Origin of the sequence: Streptomyces pactum (genome assembly GCF_002005225.1) — a bacterium.
In the GTDB taxonomy this organism is placed as follows: Bacteria; Actinomycetota; Actinomycetes; order Streptomycetales; family Streptomycetaceae; genus Streptomyces; species Streptomyces pactum_A.
On sequence record NZ_CP019724.1, the window covers coordinates 3057803 to 3072597 of the forward strand.

Below are 14795 nucleotides of genomic sequence, written 5' to 3' on the forward strand. Positions count from 1 at the left end.
ATAGCGGGCACTAGTGAAATGTCGCCGACCTGCTGTACGGTCATATCTGTAGCGACCGCTAGATAAATACGAAGGGGGCGCCGGCATGGGCGTGCAGGGGGTACTCGCGGGCAGGACGGCTCTTGTCACGGGGGCGAGCAGGGGCATCGGTCGAGGGATCGCGGAGCGGCTGGGACGCGACGGCGCCCGGGTCGCGGTGCACTACGGCAGGAACGAGGCGGCGGCGAAGGAGACGGTCGCCGCGATCGAGACGGCGGGCGGCTCGGCGTTCGCGATCGGGGCCGACCTGAGCACCTCCGGGGCAGCCGAGGCCCTGTGGGAGGAGTTCGACCGGCACGCCGACGGCCTGGAGGTCCTGGTGAACAACGCCGGAATCGGCAGCACGCCCCCCATCGGCGAGATAGGGGAGGCGGAGTACGACGCGGTCTTCACCGTCAACGTGAAGGCGCCGTTCTTCATCCTCAAGCACGGCATGGGCCGGCTGCGCGACGGCGGCCGGGTCATCAACATCTCGTCGGGGCTGTCCCGCACCGCGGTGATGCCGGACAACATGGCGTACGCGATGACGAAGGGCGCGCTGGACGTGTTCTCGCGCGACCTCTCCAAGGTGCTGGGCGCCCGCGGCATCACGGTGAACTCGGTGGCACCCGGCATCATCGAGACGGACAACACGGCCGAGCTGCTGCACGGGAGCGCGGACGGCTGGGACCGGGCGGCGGCGCTCTCCGCGCTGGGCGGGGTGGGGACGCCCGCCGAGGTGGCCGATGTGGTCGCGTTCCTCGCCTCGCACGGGGGCCGGTGGGTCACCGGAAGCTGGATGGACGCGACGGGAGGTTCGCTGACCTGACGGCGCCACCCACCTGACCGTTTCGACGCGCCCGCCGGGCCCGACTCTGTTAGATTGGTCTAAACCACATAGGGCGCCACACAGCCAGTCCCGGACCCCGGGTGAGTCCCCTCTTCGAAACGGCAGGCAAGCGTGGAAGTTGTCATCGTTCCGGAAGCCAAGGCAGGCGGCGAGCTGATAGCCGAAGCCATGGCGCTGCTGCTCCGGCGCAAGCCCGACGCCCTGCTCGGCGTGGCCACCGGCTCGACGCCGCTGCCCGTGTACGAGGCACTGGCGGCCAAGGTGCGCTCGGGTGCCGTGGACACCGCGCAGGCGCGGATCGCCCAGCTCGACGAGTATGTGGGGCTCCCCGCCGAGCACCCGGAGTCGTACCGCTCGGTGCTGCGGCGCGAGGTGCTCGAACCGCTGGGGATCGGCATGGACGCGTTCATGGGCCCCGACGGCACGGCCGCGGACGTGCAGGGGGCGTGCGAGGCGTACGACAAGGCGCTGGGCGGGGCCGGCGGGGTCGACCTCCAACTGCTGGGCATCGGCACCGACGGGCACATCGGTTTCAACGAGCCGTGCTCCTCGCTCGCCTCGCGGACCCGGATCAAGACGCTCACCGAGCAGACCCGCGTCGACAACGCGCGCTTCTTCGACGGTGACATCGAGCAGGTTCCGCACCACGTGATCACGCAGGGCATCGGCACCATCCTGCAAGCCCGGCACGTGGTGCTGCTCGCCACGGGCGAGGGCAAGGCGGACGCCGTCGCCGCCAGCGTCGAGGGCCCGGTCGCGGCCGTGTGCCCGGCCTCCGCACTCCAGCTCCACCCGCACGCCACGGTCGTCGTCGACGAGGCCGCCGCCGCCAAGCTGAAGCTCGCCGACTACTTCCGGCACACGTACGCACACAAGCCCGACTGGCAGGGAATCTGATCCCGAGCGGGCCCTGACCCGCCGGACACGGACAGCCGCGCGCGAAAGGCGCCGATCCCTTCCACGGGGTTCGGCGCCTTCTCCGTACCGGCGAGCGGGACACGGTGCCGCACGGCTCGTGGCCTTACGGCCTCACGGCCATCGCCGCCTCACGGCCAACGCCGTTCGTGTACGCCCGGCGTGCACCACCCCCCGGCGCGCGAGTCCGGCGTACGCGCCCATGCGCCACCTCGCACGAAAGGCGCCGGTCCCCGCCAAGAGGACCGGCGCCTTGTCGTACCGACGGGAGCCCCGGCTGGAGCCCGACGGAAGCTAGCAGGAGCCGACGAAAGCCCGGCGGAAACCCGGCGGGAGCCCGGCACAGACCCCGGCGGAAACTCGGCACGGGCCCCGGCGGGATCCCGGCGGAAACCCGTGGGGAGCCCGACACAGGCCCGACACAGGCCCGGCAGAGGCCCGGCGGAAGCCCGGCACAGACCCGGCGGAAACCCGGCGGAAAGGGCACCCGCTACGCGCCCGCGATCGCCTCCGCCGCCGCCCGGCCGCAGACCCGGGCCGCGCCGTGGGTGGCCAGGTGGAGGGCGCCCCGGGGCTCGGCACGGGGGACGCCCATCTCGACCACGATCGTGTCGGGGCGGGCCGCCAGCAAGGTGTCGAGGGCCGCCGCCATCCACGGGTGGCGGTGCTCGTCGCGGACGACGGCCACGACGCGGCGCGAACCGGCCGCGGCCAGCACGTCGTTCCCGGCGTCCGGGCCGGTGAAACTGCCGGTCTCCGTGCCGGGCAGCAGCCGGAAGAGCTCGGCGGCGATGCCCCAGGGCGTCTCGTCGCCGACCGCGATGTTCGCGACGGGAGTGAGGGCGGCGACGTACGGCGGTTCGGTGAGGGGGGCGAAGCCGTCGGCCGCGGTGACGCGCACGGCGCGGCGGGCCGCGCGCAGGCCCACGTCGCCGTCCGCGGTGTCCCCGGCCCGGGCCGCGGCCCGGTGCGCCGCGGTCCAGCCGGCCAGGGCGCGGACGCGTTCCGCCGCGTCGGCCAGGCGTTCCTCGGGCAGCTCACCCGAGCGGACGGCCTCGACCAGGGCGTCGCACAGCCGCCGCACGGTGCCCTCGTCGGACAGCCCGCCGCCCACGCAGATCGCGTCGGCGCCGGACGCGACCGCCAGGACGCTGCCGCGTTCGATGCCGTACGTGCCCGCGATGGCCCGCATCTCCATGCCGTCGGTGACGATCAGACCGTCGTAGCCCAGCTCACCGCGGAGGAGGTCGGTCAGGATGCGGCGGGACAACGTTGCCGGGCGGTCCGGATCCAGGGCCGGGACCAGGATGTGGGCGCTCATCACCGCGCGGCTGCCGGCGGCGATGGCCGCGCGGAACGGGATCAGGTCACGCTCGGCCAGCACGTCGGCGCCCACGTCGATGCGCGGCATGGCGTGGTGGGAGTCGACGCCGGTGTCCCCGTGGCCCGGGAAGTGCTTGGTGCAGGCGGCGACACCCGCCGACTGCATGCCGGTGACATAGGCGGCGGTGTGCCGGGCGACCAGGCCGGTGCCGGCGCCGAAGGAGCGCACGCCGATGACCGGGTTGTCGGGGTTGGAGTTGACGTCGGCGGACGGGGCCCAGTTGAAGTTGACCCCGCAGTCCGCGAGCCGGCGGCCGAGTTCCGCGGCCACCTCCCGGGTGAGCCCCACGTCGTCCACCGCGCCGAGGGCGAGGTTGCCGGGGAAGGAGGAACCGGTGCGCACCTCCAGCCGGGTGACGTCGCCGCTCTCCTCGTCGATGGCGACGAGGACGTCCTCGCGTTCGGCGCGCAACTGCGCGGTCAGCGCGGCCACCTGCTCGGCCGAGGCGATGTTGCGCCCGAACAGGCCGACGGAGGCCAGTCCCTCACCGAGGCGGCGCAGCAGCCAGTCGGGGGCGGTGGTGCCGGTGAACCCGGGCTGGAGGACGGTGAGCGCGTCGCGGGTGAGGGTGTCGGTGGCCCTGGCGATGGTCGTCATCGGTGGCGTTATCCCTTCACGGCGCCGGCGGTCAGGCCGCTGACGGCCTTGCGCTGCAGGTAGACGAAGAGGATCAGGATCGGGACGGCGAAGAGGGACGAGGCGGCCATGGTGGCACCCCAGTCGTCACCGAAGACGGTCTGGAAGCTGGTCAGCCACAGCGGCAGTGTCTGGGCCTCGGCGTCCTTGTTCAGCACCAGGACCAGGGCGAACTCGTTCCAGGCGGTGATGAAGCCGAACAGCGAGGTCGACATCAGCCCCGGCGCGAGCAGCGGCAGGATGACCCGGCGGAAGGCCTGGGCGCGGGTGCAGCCGTCGACCATCGCCGACTCCTCCAGTTCCTTCGGCACGGCGGCGACGAAGCCGCGCAGCGTCAGGATGGTGAAGGGGAGGATCATCATCATGTAGAAGAGCGTCAGCGGCACGAGGCTGTTCAGCATGGACGCGTCCCGCACGATCATGTACATCGCGATGATCATGACTTCCCAGGGCGCCATCTGGGCGAGCATGAAGCCGATGACGAAGCCGCGCCGTCCCTTGAACCGCATCCGCGCCAGGGCGAAGGAACCGGCCAGCGCGATGATCAGCGAGAAGACGACGGCGAGGACGGTGACGGTCAGCGAGTTGGTGACGAACGTCCAGAAGTGGTCGGCCTCGGTCGCCGTCTTGAAGTGTTCGAAGGTGAAGTCGGTCGGGAACCAGACCGGGTCCTCCGTGATGATGTCGCCGGTCGGCTTGAAGGCCGTGGAGAACATCCAGTACACGGGGAAGACGAAGCCGATGAACAGGACGACGGCCGTGGCGTTGGGCCACAGACGGCCGAAGAGCGAGCGCTTCACAGCTCGTCCTCCCCTTGCTTGAGCACGATCCTGAGGTAGTAGGAGGTCAGACCGAGCATGATCAGAATGGTCAGCACGGCGATCGCCGCACCCATGCCGTAGTGCTGGTTGCCGACGCCCTCGACGTAGGCGTAGACGGGCAGGATCTCGGTGAGCCGGTCAGGTCCGCCCTGGTTGTAGACGTACACCTGGACGAATGCCTTGAAGACCCAGATGATCTCCAGGAAGGTCGTCGCGTAGAGGAACGGCCGCAGGAACGGCATGGTGACCGTGGTGAAGCTCCGCCAGGCGCCGGCTCCGTCCAGGGACGCCGCCTCGTAGAGCTCCTTCGGGATGGTGGTGGTCGCCGCGTAGAGGTTGATCGCGACGAACGGGATGGACATCCAGACGATCAGCAGGGTGACGACGAAGAAGGTCGACATCTGACTGCTGGTCCAGCTGTAGTCGGCCATGGAGTGCCAGCCGAGCTTGTCCAGGACCCAGTTGACGACGCCGAAGCGCTCGGCGAACAGCCACTTGTAGACGGTGGTGGCGGCCACGATCGGCATGGCCCAGGCCAGCACCAGGCCGGTCAGCAGGGTGAACCGCATCCACTTGCCGAGGCGGGCGAGCAGCAGGCCAATCAAGGTGCCCAGGATCATGATCAGGCCGACGTTGACCGCCGCGAACAGGATCGAGCGCAGGGTGACCCGCCAGAAGTGCTCGCTGGTGAGGGTCTCCTGGTAGTTGTCGACGCCGTTCCACTCGGTGACGTGCTGGATCAGCTGCGTCATGTTGAGGTTCTGGAAGGACAGCAGGAGGTCCTTCAGCAGCGGCCAGCCGAGCAGCAGCACGGTGGCCGCGCAGGCGGGCAGCAGCAGCAGGTACGGGACGAGCGCGCCGGTGCGCGACGCGGCTCTCTGTTTCGGCCCGCCGCTGCCCTCGTCGTCCGACTTGCGGACGCCCGCCGGGCCGGAGGGCGGCCGTTCGGTCTGCACGGTCATGCTCGCGATCTCTCTTCTCGACCTGTGTACGTCGACCCGCGTACGGTCGCCGGGGCGGGAGCCGTCGTCCGGCCACCCCGCCCCGGCTCGCCCGGTGTTACTGCTGCTGCGACAGGCGCTTGTTGAACTCTTCCTCGACCTGCTCGGCCGCCTCGGCCGGGGACTTCCCCTTCAGCACGGCGGTCATGTAGGTCTTGATCGGGTTGGGCGCGTTCTCGACCGCGGCCCACTCCGGGATCAGCGGGGTGGTGCCACCGGAGGCGACGGCCGGCGAGCCGGCCTCGGCGGCCGGGTTGCCCTCCAGGTTGCTCACCAGCGACTCCTTGTTCGGAGTGACGCCGTTGGCCTTGGCGAGCCGGCCCTCGAACTTGTCGGAGAGCGCGATCTTCAGAAACTCCTTGGCGAGCTCCTGCTTCTTGCTGCCCGCGGCGACGGCCAGGTTGGAGCCGCCGAGGAAGACGCCCTCGGGCTTGGCGGCCGTCTCACCCGGGATGGTGAAGTAGCCGATGTCCTTCTCGATCTTCGGGTTGGCCTTGATCGCGGTGGCGGCTTCCCAGCCCATGCCGATGAAGGCGCCGACGTTCCCCTTGGCGAAGACCTCACCCTGCTGCGGGGTGGCCTCGTCCTTGTCCTTCGGCGCCTTGGACAGGGACTGGAACTTCTTGTAGGTCTCCATCGCGGCGGCGATCTTCGGGTCGTCGAGGTTGGAGACGTACTTGTCGCCGTCCTTCTTGACCAGTTCGGCGCCCTCGCCGATCGCCAGGCCGACGAAGTGGTACCAGTTCTGGCCCGGCAGGTAGATCGGCTCGGCGTCGGTCTTCTCACCGATCGTCTTGAGGGCGTCGTAGAACTCGTCGCGGGTCTTGGGCGTCTCCTTGATGCCCGCGTCCGCCCAGACCTTCTTGTTGTAGACGACCACGCGGTTGACCACGAACCACGGCGCCGCGTACTGCTTGCCCTCGAAGACGGAGGACTCGTTGATGGACTCGGTCCAGTCCTTGCCGATCTCGGCCTTGAGGTCGGTCAGGTCCGCGAGGCCGCCGGTCTTGGCGTACGCCGGGGTCTGGGTGTTGCCCACCTCGAAGACGTCCGGGGGGTTCTCCTCGGAGAGCGCGGTGGTCAGCTTCTGCTGGATACCGTTCCACGTCTGGACCTCGAACTCGACCTCGGCCTTGGTCTTCGCCTCGAACTCCTTGGCGAGCTCGGCCTGCCAGTCGTCCGGCGAGGACCCGTCCATCACCCACACGGTGAGCGTCTCGCCGGCGTAACCGTCCGCCCCGGCCTTCTTGCCGTCGTCGTCGCCGCTGTCGCCCCCGCACGCCGCGATCGAGACCATCATGCCCGCGATACCGATCGCGGCTATCAGCTTGCGCTTCACGCCACCCTCCTCAGGGATGCCACAAAACCCCCCTGCCTCCCCGCGGTTGCTCGTCGACGCGGACCGCCCATGGGGCCGGGACCTGGACCAATGGTGTAGACCAGTACGGGGAGCTTGGCCCAGACCAATAGGGCTGTCAAGGGTGTGCAAGCGCGCTCTCCGTGTCCGTGATGCGACCGAGATATGCAGGGACCTTTCATTGCGCAAGCGGCAGATCGGACGGACCGGGACCGGGTGTACCACCACCCACCGAATGGCATGCCGACACCGTTCCGAACGCGCGTACCAGCGGCATCGAGCGGCGCTGTGGACTAGACCAACGGGGGTCCCGGAGGTATACAGAAGGGATCACGGAGCGTGCGGGGCCAGCCCGGCACCAAGCCGTGCCACGATGTGAGCCGTGGCCGACAGGGATAGCGGTCGCTTCGGCACCCGGAGCCGGGAAGGCAGAGCATGAGCACCGACGTCAGCAGTGCGGAGAACGAGGGTGGGGCGACCGTCCGTACCGCGCGCGTGCCCAAGTACTACCGTCTGAAGAAGCATCTGCTCGACATGACCCGGACACAGGCGCCGGGCACACCGGTCCCGCCTGAGCGCACACTGGCCGCGGAGTTCGACACCTCGCGCACGACCGTGCGCCAGGCCCTGCAGGAGCTGGTCGTCGAGGGGCGCCTGGAGCGCATCCAGGGCAAGGGCACCTTCGTCGCCAAGCCCAAGGTGTCGCAGGCGCTGCAACTCACCTCCTACACCGAGGACATGCGGGCCCAGGGCCTCGAACCCACCTCGCAGTTGCTGGACATCGGCTACATCACCGCCGACGACCGGCTCGCCGGACTGCTGGACATCACGGCCGGCGGACGGGTGCTGCGCATCGAGCGGCTGCGCATGGCCAACGGCGAGCCGATGGCCATCGAGACGACCCACCTCAGCGCCAAGCGCTTCCCGGCCCTGCGCCGGTCCCTGGTGAAGTACACGTCCCTGTACACCGCGCTCGCCGAGGTGTACGACGTCCATCTCGCCGAGGCCGAGGAGACCATCGAGACCTCCCTGGCCACCCCGCGCGAGGCCGGCCTGCTCGGCACCGACGTGGGCCTGCCCATGCTGATGCTCTCCCGGCACTCGCTCGACCGGACGGGACAGCCGGTGGAGTGGGTGCGCTCGGTGTACCGGGGCGACCGCTACAAGTTCGTGGCCCGGCTGAAGCGGCCCCAGGACTGACGCCGGCCGTAGGGCGTATCGGGCAAACTCCCCCGCGCGTGACCGCGAAGTTGCAGTTGAGGACCGATATGCGGACGAGGGCTTCCGCTGTCTCGACACCGTCACCTACATTTCGTGCGCACTGCACGAGGTGATCAGCGAGGGGACGGAGCCACCGCATGTCACAAGCCCCAGAAGTGAGCAGAGGGCCGGTGGTGACGCCGGTGCGCGTCGTCATCGGCCTCTGCCTTGTCGCACCGTTCGTCGCCATGCTGTGGGTCGGTTCGTACGCGAAGACGGACCCGGCCTTCATCGGCATCCCGTTCTTCTACTGGTACCAGATGGCATGGGTGCTCATCTCCACCGTGCTCACGGTGATCGCGTACCAGCTCTGGCAGCGTGACCAGCGCGCCCGCCGGGAAGGCGGGGCCAAGTGAACGACGGCGTGAACGGCGTCGCACTCGCCGTCTTCATCTTCTTCTTCGTCCTCGTCACCGCCATGGGCTTCCTGGCCGCCCGCTGGCGCCGTGCCGCGAACGACCAGAGCCTCGACGAGTGGGGCCTCGGCGGCCGCTCGTTCGGCACCTGGGTCACCTGGTTCCTGCTCGGCGGCGACCTGTACACGGCGTACACCTTCGTGGCCGTCCCCGCGGCGATCTACGCGGCGGGCGCGGCCGGCTTCTTCGCGGTGCCGTACACGATCCTGGTCTACCCGCTGATCTTCACCTTCCTGCCGCGGCTGTGGTCGGTCTCCCACAAACACGGGTACGTGACGACCTCGGACTTCGTGCGCGGCCGGTTCGGCTCGAAGGGGCTGTCACTGGCGGTCGCCGTCACCGGCATCCTGGCGACGATGCCCTACATCGCACTCCAGTTGGTCGGCATCCAGGCCGTGCTGGACGTGATGGGGGTCGGCGGCGGCAAGGACACCAACTGGTTCATCAAGGACCTCCCCCTGCTGATCGCCTTCGGTGTGCTGGCGGCGTACACCTACTCGTCGGGGCTGCGCGCGCCCGCGCTGATCGCGTTCGTGAAGGACACGCTGATCTACATCGTGATCGCGGTGGCGATCATCTACATCCCGATCAAGCTGGGCGGGTTCGACGACATCTTCGCCTCGGCGAGCGACAAGTTCACCGAGTCCGGCAAGGGCGGGCTGGTGCCGGACCACGGCGGCCAGTGGACGTACGCCACGCTGGCGCTCGGCTCGGCGCTGGCGCTGTTCATGTACCCGCACTCGATCACCGCGACGCTGTCCTCGCGCAGCCGTGAGGTGATCCGCCGCAACACCACGATCCTGCCGCTGTACTCGCTGATGCTCGGCCTGCTCGCGCTGCTGGGCTTCATGGCGATCGCGGCCGGGGTCAAGGTGGAGAACGGGCAGTTGGCGATCCCCCAGTTGTTCGAGAACATGTTCCCGGACTGGTTCGCCGGCGTGGCCTTCGCGGCGATCGGCATCGGCGCCCTGGTCCCGGCGGCGATCATGTCGATCGCGGCCGCGAACCTCTTCACCCGCAACATCTACAAGGACTTCATCAGGCCGGACGCCACCCCGGCCCAGGAGACGAAGGTCTCCAAGCTGGTGTCCCTGCTGGTGAAGGTGGGCGCGCTGGTCTTCGTCCTCGGCATGGACAAGACGGTCGCGATCAACTTCCAGTTGCTCGGCGGCATCTGGATCCTGCAGACCTTCCCGGCCCTGGTCGGCGGCCTGTTCACCCGCTGGTTCCACCGCTGGGCGCTGCTCGGCGGCTGGGCGGTCGGCATGATCTACGGCACCGTCGCCGCGTACGGTGTCGCCTCGCCGACGCAGAAGCACTTCGGCGGCTCCTCCAAGGAGATCCCGGGCATCGGGGAGATCGGCTACATCGGCCTCACCGCCTTCGTGCTGAACGTCCTGGTCACCGTGGTCCTGACCTTCGTCATGAGGGCGGTCAAGGCGCCCGACGGCATCGACGAGACCAAGCCGGGCGACTACACGGCGGACGCGGGCGACCCGGGCGTCGAGGTGGAGCTGCCGCCGGCCACGGCGGGCACGTCGCACTAGCCGGCTCCACGTCAGCGGGCCGTCGGGCGAATCCGGCGGCCCGTTGTCGTACCCGTCGGGCACACTCGGCGGCATGGACTTCGTGATCCGGCAGGCGGCGACGGACGAGTACGCGACCCTCGGTGAGATCACCGCGCAGGCCTATCTGCGGGACGGTCTCCTCGACTTCGGGGAGAGCGACGCGTACCTCGGCGAGCTGAGGGACGTGACCAAGCGGGCGGCCGCCGCCGAGGTGCTGGTCGCCGCGGCGGAGGGCCGGGTGCTCGGCGGCGTGACCTTCGTGCCGTCCGGCGGCCCCATGGCCGACATCGCCCGGCCCGAAGAGGCCGAGATACGGATGCTCGCCGTCGCCCGCGAGGCACGCGGACGCGGGGTGGGCGAGGCCCTCGTGCGGGCCTGCGTCGACCGGGCCCGGACCGTCGAGGGCTGCACGCGGGTCGTGCTGTCGACCCAGCGCACCATGCGCCCCGCCCATCGCCTCTACGAACGGATGGGCTTCGTCCGCACCCCCGACCGCGACTGGAACCCGCTGCCCGAGCTCGACGACATCACCCTTCTCACCTATGAACTGACGCTCTGACACCAGTGCGACCTTTCCGCGGCGCTCCGTCCACGACACAACATCTGGGGGTGCTCACCGAACGCGGCACAAGATGTATGCTCATGCTCGCTGTCGCCGCAGGGGAATCCGGTGCGAATCCGGAACTGTCCCGCAACGGTGTACTTGTGCGTGTTCGCGTGTCCGTGTGGTCGCGTGAGCGCGCACGGGCTTCAGTCCGAGGACCTGCCGACAGTGCGCCCGTACCGTCCCGGTCCGGGTGCCTGACGTCCGGGCCTCGTGGAGTGGGCCGGTGGACGCGACGCCGCGTGCGCTCGTGAGCTGCCCCCGCCCTCCCCCAGGCCCCGTGCCGAGCGAGGGAGTGCCCCTACGTGACCATCGCGCCAGCCGACCCGGTTTCAGCGACCCCGGTGACGACTTCAGCGGTCCCGGTGACCGAGGAGCCCGACGGGCCCGGTGCCGCGTTGCTGCGGACCCTGACCGAGCTGACCGCCGACCTCCCCGACGCCGACCCGGGCCGGGTCGCCGCCGCCGCGCTGCGCGGCCGGTCCGCCCGTGCGGACGGGACGGAGCTGCGGGAGCTCGCCACGGAGGCGGCGGCCGGGCTCATCTCGGAGGACCCGGTCTACTCCAGGCTGGCCGCCCGGCTGCTGACCGTCGCCATCCGCGCCGAGGCCGCCTCGCAGGGTGTCACCTCCTTCACCGAGTCGGTCGCCACCGGTCACCGCGAGGGCCTGATCGCCGACCGCACCGCCGAGTTCGTCCGGCTGCACGCGGACCGCCTGGACGCGCTGATCGACCCGGCCGCCGACGACCGCTTCGGCTACTTCGGGCTGCGCACCCTGCACAGCCGCTACCTGCTCCGGCACCCGATCACCCGCAAGGTCGTCGAGACGCCCCAGCACTTCCTGCTGCGCGTCGCCGCCGGACTCGCCGAGGACGACACCGTACGGTCCCTCGACGAGGTGGCCGCGCTCTACGGGCTGATGAGCCGCCTCGACTACCTGCCCTCCTCCCCCACCCTGTTCAACTCCGGCACCCGGCACGCCCAGATGTCGTCCTGCTACCTCCTCGACTCCCCCAAGGACGAGCTGGACTCCCTCTACGACCGCCTCCACCAGGTCGCCCGCCTCTCCAAGCACGCCGGCGGCATCGGCATCGCCTACTCCCGCGTCCGCGCCCGGGGTTCCCTGATCCGCGGCACCAACGGGCACTCCAACGGCATCGTGCCGTTCCTGAAGACGCTGGACGCCTCGGTCGCCGCCGTGAACCAGGGCGGCCGGCGCAAGGGCGCGGCGGCGGTCTACCTGGAGACCTGGCACGCGGACATCGAGGAGTTCCTGGAGCTGCGGGACAACACCGGTGAGGACGCCCGCCGCACGCACAACCTGAACCTGGCGCACTGGATCCCCGACGAGTTCATGCGCCGGGTGGACGCCGACGGGCAGTGGTCACTGTTCTCCCCCGTCGACGTGCCCGGGCTGACCGACCTGTGGGGCGCGGAGTTCGACGCGGCGTACCGCGAGGCGGAGGAGGCGGGGCTGGCCCGCAAGACGCTTCCCGCCCGTGAGCTGTACGGCCGCATGATGCGCACCCTCGCGCAGACCGGCAACGGCTGGATGACCTTCAAGGACACCGCCAACCGCACCGCCAACCAGACCGCGGAACCCGGTCACGTGATCCACTCCTCCAACCTCTGCACGGAGATCCTGGAGGTCACGGACGACGGGGAGACGGCGGTCTGCAACCTGGGCTCGGTCAACCTGGGCGCCTTCGTGGACCCCGCCGGGCAGGACATCGACTGGGAGCGCCTGGACGCCACCGTCCGCACCGCCGTCACCTTCCTGGACCGGGTCGTCGACATCAACTTCTACCCGACCGAGCAGGCAGGCCGCTCCAACGCCCGATGGCGCCCGGTCGGCCTCGGCGCGATGGGCCTCCAGGACGTCTTCTTCCAGCTCCGTCTGCCCTTCGACTCGCCCGAGGCCAAGGCCCTCTCCACCCGCGTCGCCGAACGGATCATGCTCGCCGCGTACGAGACGTCCGCCGACCTCGCCGAGCGGAGCGGGCCGCTGCCGGCCTGGGAGAAGACCCGCACCGCCCGGGGCGTGCTGCACCCCGACCACTACGGCGTCGAGCCCACCTGGCCGGAGCGCTGGGCGGCCCTGCGCGAGCGCATCGCCACGACCGGCCTGCGCAACTCCCTGCTCCTCGCGATCGCGCCGACCGCGACCATCGCCTCCATCGCGGGCGCCTACGAGTGCATCGAGCCGCAGGTGTCCAACCTGTTCAAGCGCGAGACACTGTCCGGCGAGTTCCTCCAGGTCAACTCATACCTGGTGAACGACCTCAAGCGGCTCGGCGTGTGGGACGCCCGCACCCGCGAGGCGCTGCGCGAGGCGGGCGGCTCGGTGCAGGGCTTCTCCTGGATCCCCGAGGACGTCCGCGCGCTGTACCGCACCGCCTGGGAGATTCCGCAGCGCGGCCTGATCGACATGGCCGCGGCCCGCACCCCGTACCTCGACCAGGCCCAGTCCCTGAACCTGTTCCTGGAGACGCCGACCATCGGGAAGCTCTCCTCGATGTACGCGTACGCCTGGAAGCAGGGCCTGAAGACCACGTACTACCTGCGCTCGCGCCCGGCGACCCGCATCGCCCGCGCCGCCGCCCGAGCCATCGTCCCCGTGCAGGCCACCCCGGACCCCGACGCGGTCGCCTGCTCCCTGGAAAACCCCGAGTCCTGCGAGGCCTGCCAGTAATGACCACCCAGCCCCCCGCGGCCACCGAGGCCCCCGCGACCCCCGCGACCCCCGCGACCCCCGCGACCCCCGCGACGAAGAACCTGCTCGACCCCGGCTTCGAGCTGACCCTGCGCCCCATGCGCTATCCGGACTTCTACGAGCGCTACCGGGACGCGATCAAGAACACCTGGCACGTGGAGGAGGTCGACCTCCACTCGGACGTCGCCGACCTGGCGAAGCTCAGCCCCATGGAGCAGCACCTGATCGGCCGGCTGGTGGCCTTCTTCGCCACCGGCGACTCGATCGTCGCGAACAACCTGGTGCTCACCCTCTACAAGCACATCAACTCCCCCGAGGCGCGGCTGTACCTGAGCCGGCAGCTCTTCGAGGAGGCCGTCCACGTCCAGTTCTACCTGACGCTGCTGGACACCTATCTGCCCGACCCGGACGACCGCGCCGCCGCCTTCGCCGCCGTGGAGAACATCCCCTCCATCCGCGAGAAGGCCGGGTTCTGCTTCAAGTGGATGGACTCGGTCGAGTCGATCGACCGTCTGGAGACCAAGGCCGACCGCCGCCGTTTCCTGCTCAACCTCATCTGTTTCGCCGCCTGCATCGAGGGCCTCTTCTTCTACGGCGCCTTCGCCTACGTCTACTGGTTCCGCAGCCGGGGCCTGCTGCACGGCCTGGCCACCGGCACCAACTGGGTGTTCCGGGACGAGACGATGCACATGTCCTTCGCCTTCGACGTCGTCGACACCGTGCGCAAGGAGGAGCCGGAGCTGTTCGACGACGCGCTCCGGCAGCAGGTCACCGACATGCTGCGGGAGGCCGTCGAGGCCGAGCTGCAGTTCGCGCGCGACCTGTGCGGTGACGGCCTCCCGGGCATGAACACCGACTCGATGCGGCAGTACCTGGAGTGCGTGGCCGACCAGCGCCTGACGCGTCTCGGCTTCGCCCCGGTGTACGGCTCCGAGAACCCCTTCTCCTTCATGGAGCTGCAGGGCGTTCAGGAGTTGACCAACTTCTTCGAGCGGCGCCCCTCGGCGTACCAGGTGGCGGTGGAGGGCACCGTCGACCTGTCCGAGGACTTCTGAGTCTCCTTCCCCGCACTCACCGCCTCCTGGGCCTCCCTGAGCTGACGGTCGACGCGCCGGTCGCGCACGATGCCGATCACCGAGGGGAGGACCATGAGGACCAGGAGTCCGAAGGTCACGAGCATTCCGAACAGGGCTTCCGTCTGGTTTCCGGTCATGACACCACTGTCGCGCCCCAGACTCCTTACCGGGAGTG

Annotated in this window: 13 protein-coding genes and 1 riboswitch; of the genes, 8 read left to right on the plus strand and 5 right to left on the minus strand. The window is 69.8% G+C overall.

All coding sequences use genetic code 11. From position 1 onward, the window contains the following. Window positions 1–85 precede the first annotated feature (85 nt). The gene (locus tag B1H29_RS12295; RefSeq protein ID WP_055417919.1) at window positions 86–847 is read left to right on the plus strand and encodes an SDR family oxidoreductase; all 762 of its coding nucleotides are present in this window, start codon (window positions 86–88) and stop codon (window positions 845–847) included. Between the two features lie 132 nt (window positions 848–979). Continuing rightward, a complete protein-coding gene (nagB, locus tag B1H29_RS12300; protein ID WP_055417920.1) occupies window positions 980–1765 on the plus strand; it encodes a glucosamine-6-phosphate deaminase in 786 nt (261 codons plus the stop codon). Between the two features lie 508 nt (window positions 1766–2273). Here nagB and B1H29_RS12305 read toward each other — a convergent pair. The 4 genes from B1H29_RS12305 to B1H29_RS12320 form a co-directional block, all read right to left on the minus strand. Next, window positions 2274–3764 (minus strand): glycoside hydrolase family 3 protein, encoded by a 1491-nt coding sequence (locus B1H29_RS12305; RefSeq protein WP_055417921.1) that lies wholly within the window; start codon window positions 3762–3764, stop codon window positions 2274–2276. Between the two features lie 8 nt (window positions 3765–3772). Beyond that, entirely contained in the window at window positions 3773–4603 is an 831-nt protein-coding gene (locus B1H29_RS12310; protein ID WP_055417922.1) for a carbohydrate ABC transporter permease, read from the minus strand. Next, entirely contained in the window at window positions 4600–5586 is a 987-nt protein-coding gene (locus B1H29_RS12315; RefSeq protein WP_055417923.1) for a carbohydrate ABC transporter permease, read from the minus strand. Before B1H29_RS12315 ends, B1H29_RS12310 begins: the two co-directional genes overlap by 4 nt. A gap of 97 nt (window positions 5587–5683) precedes the next feature. Beyond that, window positions 5684–6964 carry an extracellular solute-binding protein gene (locus tag B1H29_RS12320; protein WP_055417924.1) on the minus strand — a complete coding sequence of 427 codons (1281 nt, stop codon included), beginning with the start codon at window positions 6962–6964 and terminating at the stop codon, window positions 5684–5686. Between the two features lie 453 nt (window positions 6965–7417). Here B1H29_RS12320 and B1H29_RS12325 point away from each other — a divergent pair, with 453 nt between their 5' ends. From B1H29_RS12325 to B1H29_RS12350, 6 genes are all read left to right on the plus strand, one after another. Beyond that, entirely contained in the window at window positions 7418–8182 is a 765-nt protein-coding gene (locus B1H29_RS12325) for a GntR family transcriptional regulator (protein ID WP_055417925.1), read from the plus strand. 158 nt (window positions 8183–8340) lie between these two features. Beyond that, the gene (locus B1H29_RS12330) at window positions 8341–8598 is read left to right on the plus strand and encodes a DUF3311 domain-containing protein (protein WP_079160181.1); all 258 of its coding nucleotides are present in this window, start codon (window positions 8341–8343) and stop codon (window positions 8596–8598) included. Continuing rightward, window positions 8595–10205, plus strand: a complete 1611-nt coding sequence (mctP, locus tag B1H29_RS12335) for a monocarboxylate uptake permease MctP (protein WP_055417927.1) — start codon at window positions 8595–8597, stop codon at window positions 10203–10205. Before B1H29_RS12330 ends, mctP begins: the two co-directional genes overlap by 4 nt. Before the next feature lie 73 nt (window positions 10206–10278). Beyond that, complete coding sequence (locus tag B1H29_RS12340) at window positions 10279–10785, plus strand: GNAT family N-acetyltransferase (RefSeq protein WP_055418926.1); 507 nt, start codon at window positions 10279–10281, stop codon at window positions 10783–10785. A gap of 77 nt (window positions 10786–10862) precedes the next feature. Next, a riboswitch (cobalamin riboswitch) is annotated at window positions 10863–11011 on the plus strand. Between the two features lie 124 nt (window positions 11012–11135). After that, the gene (locus tag B1H29_RS12345) at window positions 11136–13523 is read left to right on the plus strand and encodes a ribonucleoside-diphosphate reductase subunit alpha (protein ID WP_055417928.1); all 2388 of its coding nucleotides are present in this window, start codon (window positions 11136–11138) and stop codon (window positions 13521–13523) included. After that, window positions 13523–14599, plus strand: coding sequence for a ribonucleotide-diphosphate reductase subunit beta (locus B1H29_RS12350; protein ID WP_079160182.1), 1077 nt, complete (start codon window positions 13523–13525; stop codon window positions 14597–14599). Before B1H29_RS12345 ends, B1H29_RS12350 begins: the two co-directional genes overlap by 1 nt. On the opposite strand, the gene B1H29_RS12355 is transcribed toward B1H29_RS12350, so the two are convergent. After that, on the minus strand, window positions 14512–14757 hold the full coding sequence (locus B1H29_RS12355; protein WP_079160183.1) for a hypothetical protein: 246 nt from the start codon (window positions 14755–14757) through the stop codon (window positions 14512–14514). The two genes, B1H29_RS12350 and B1H29_RS12355, sit on opposite strands and share 88 nt — an antisense overlap. Window positions 14758–14795: the final 38 nt, after the last annotated feature.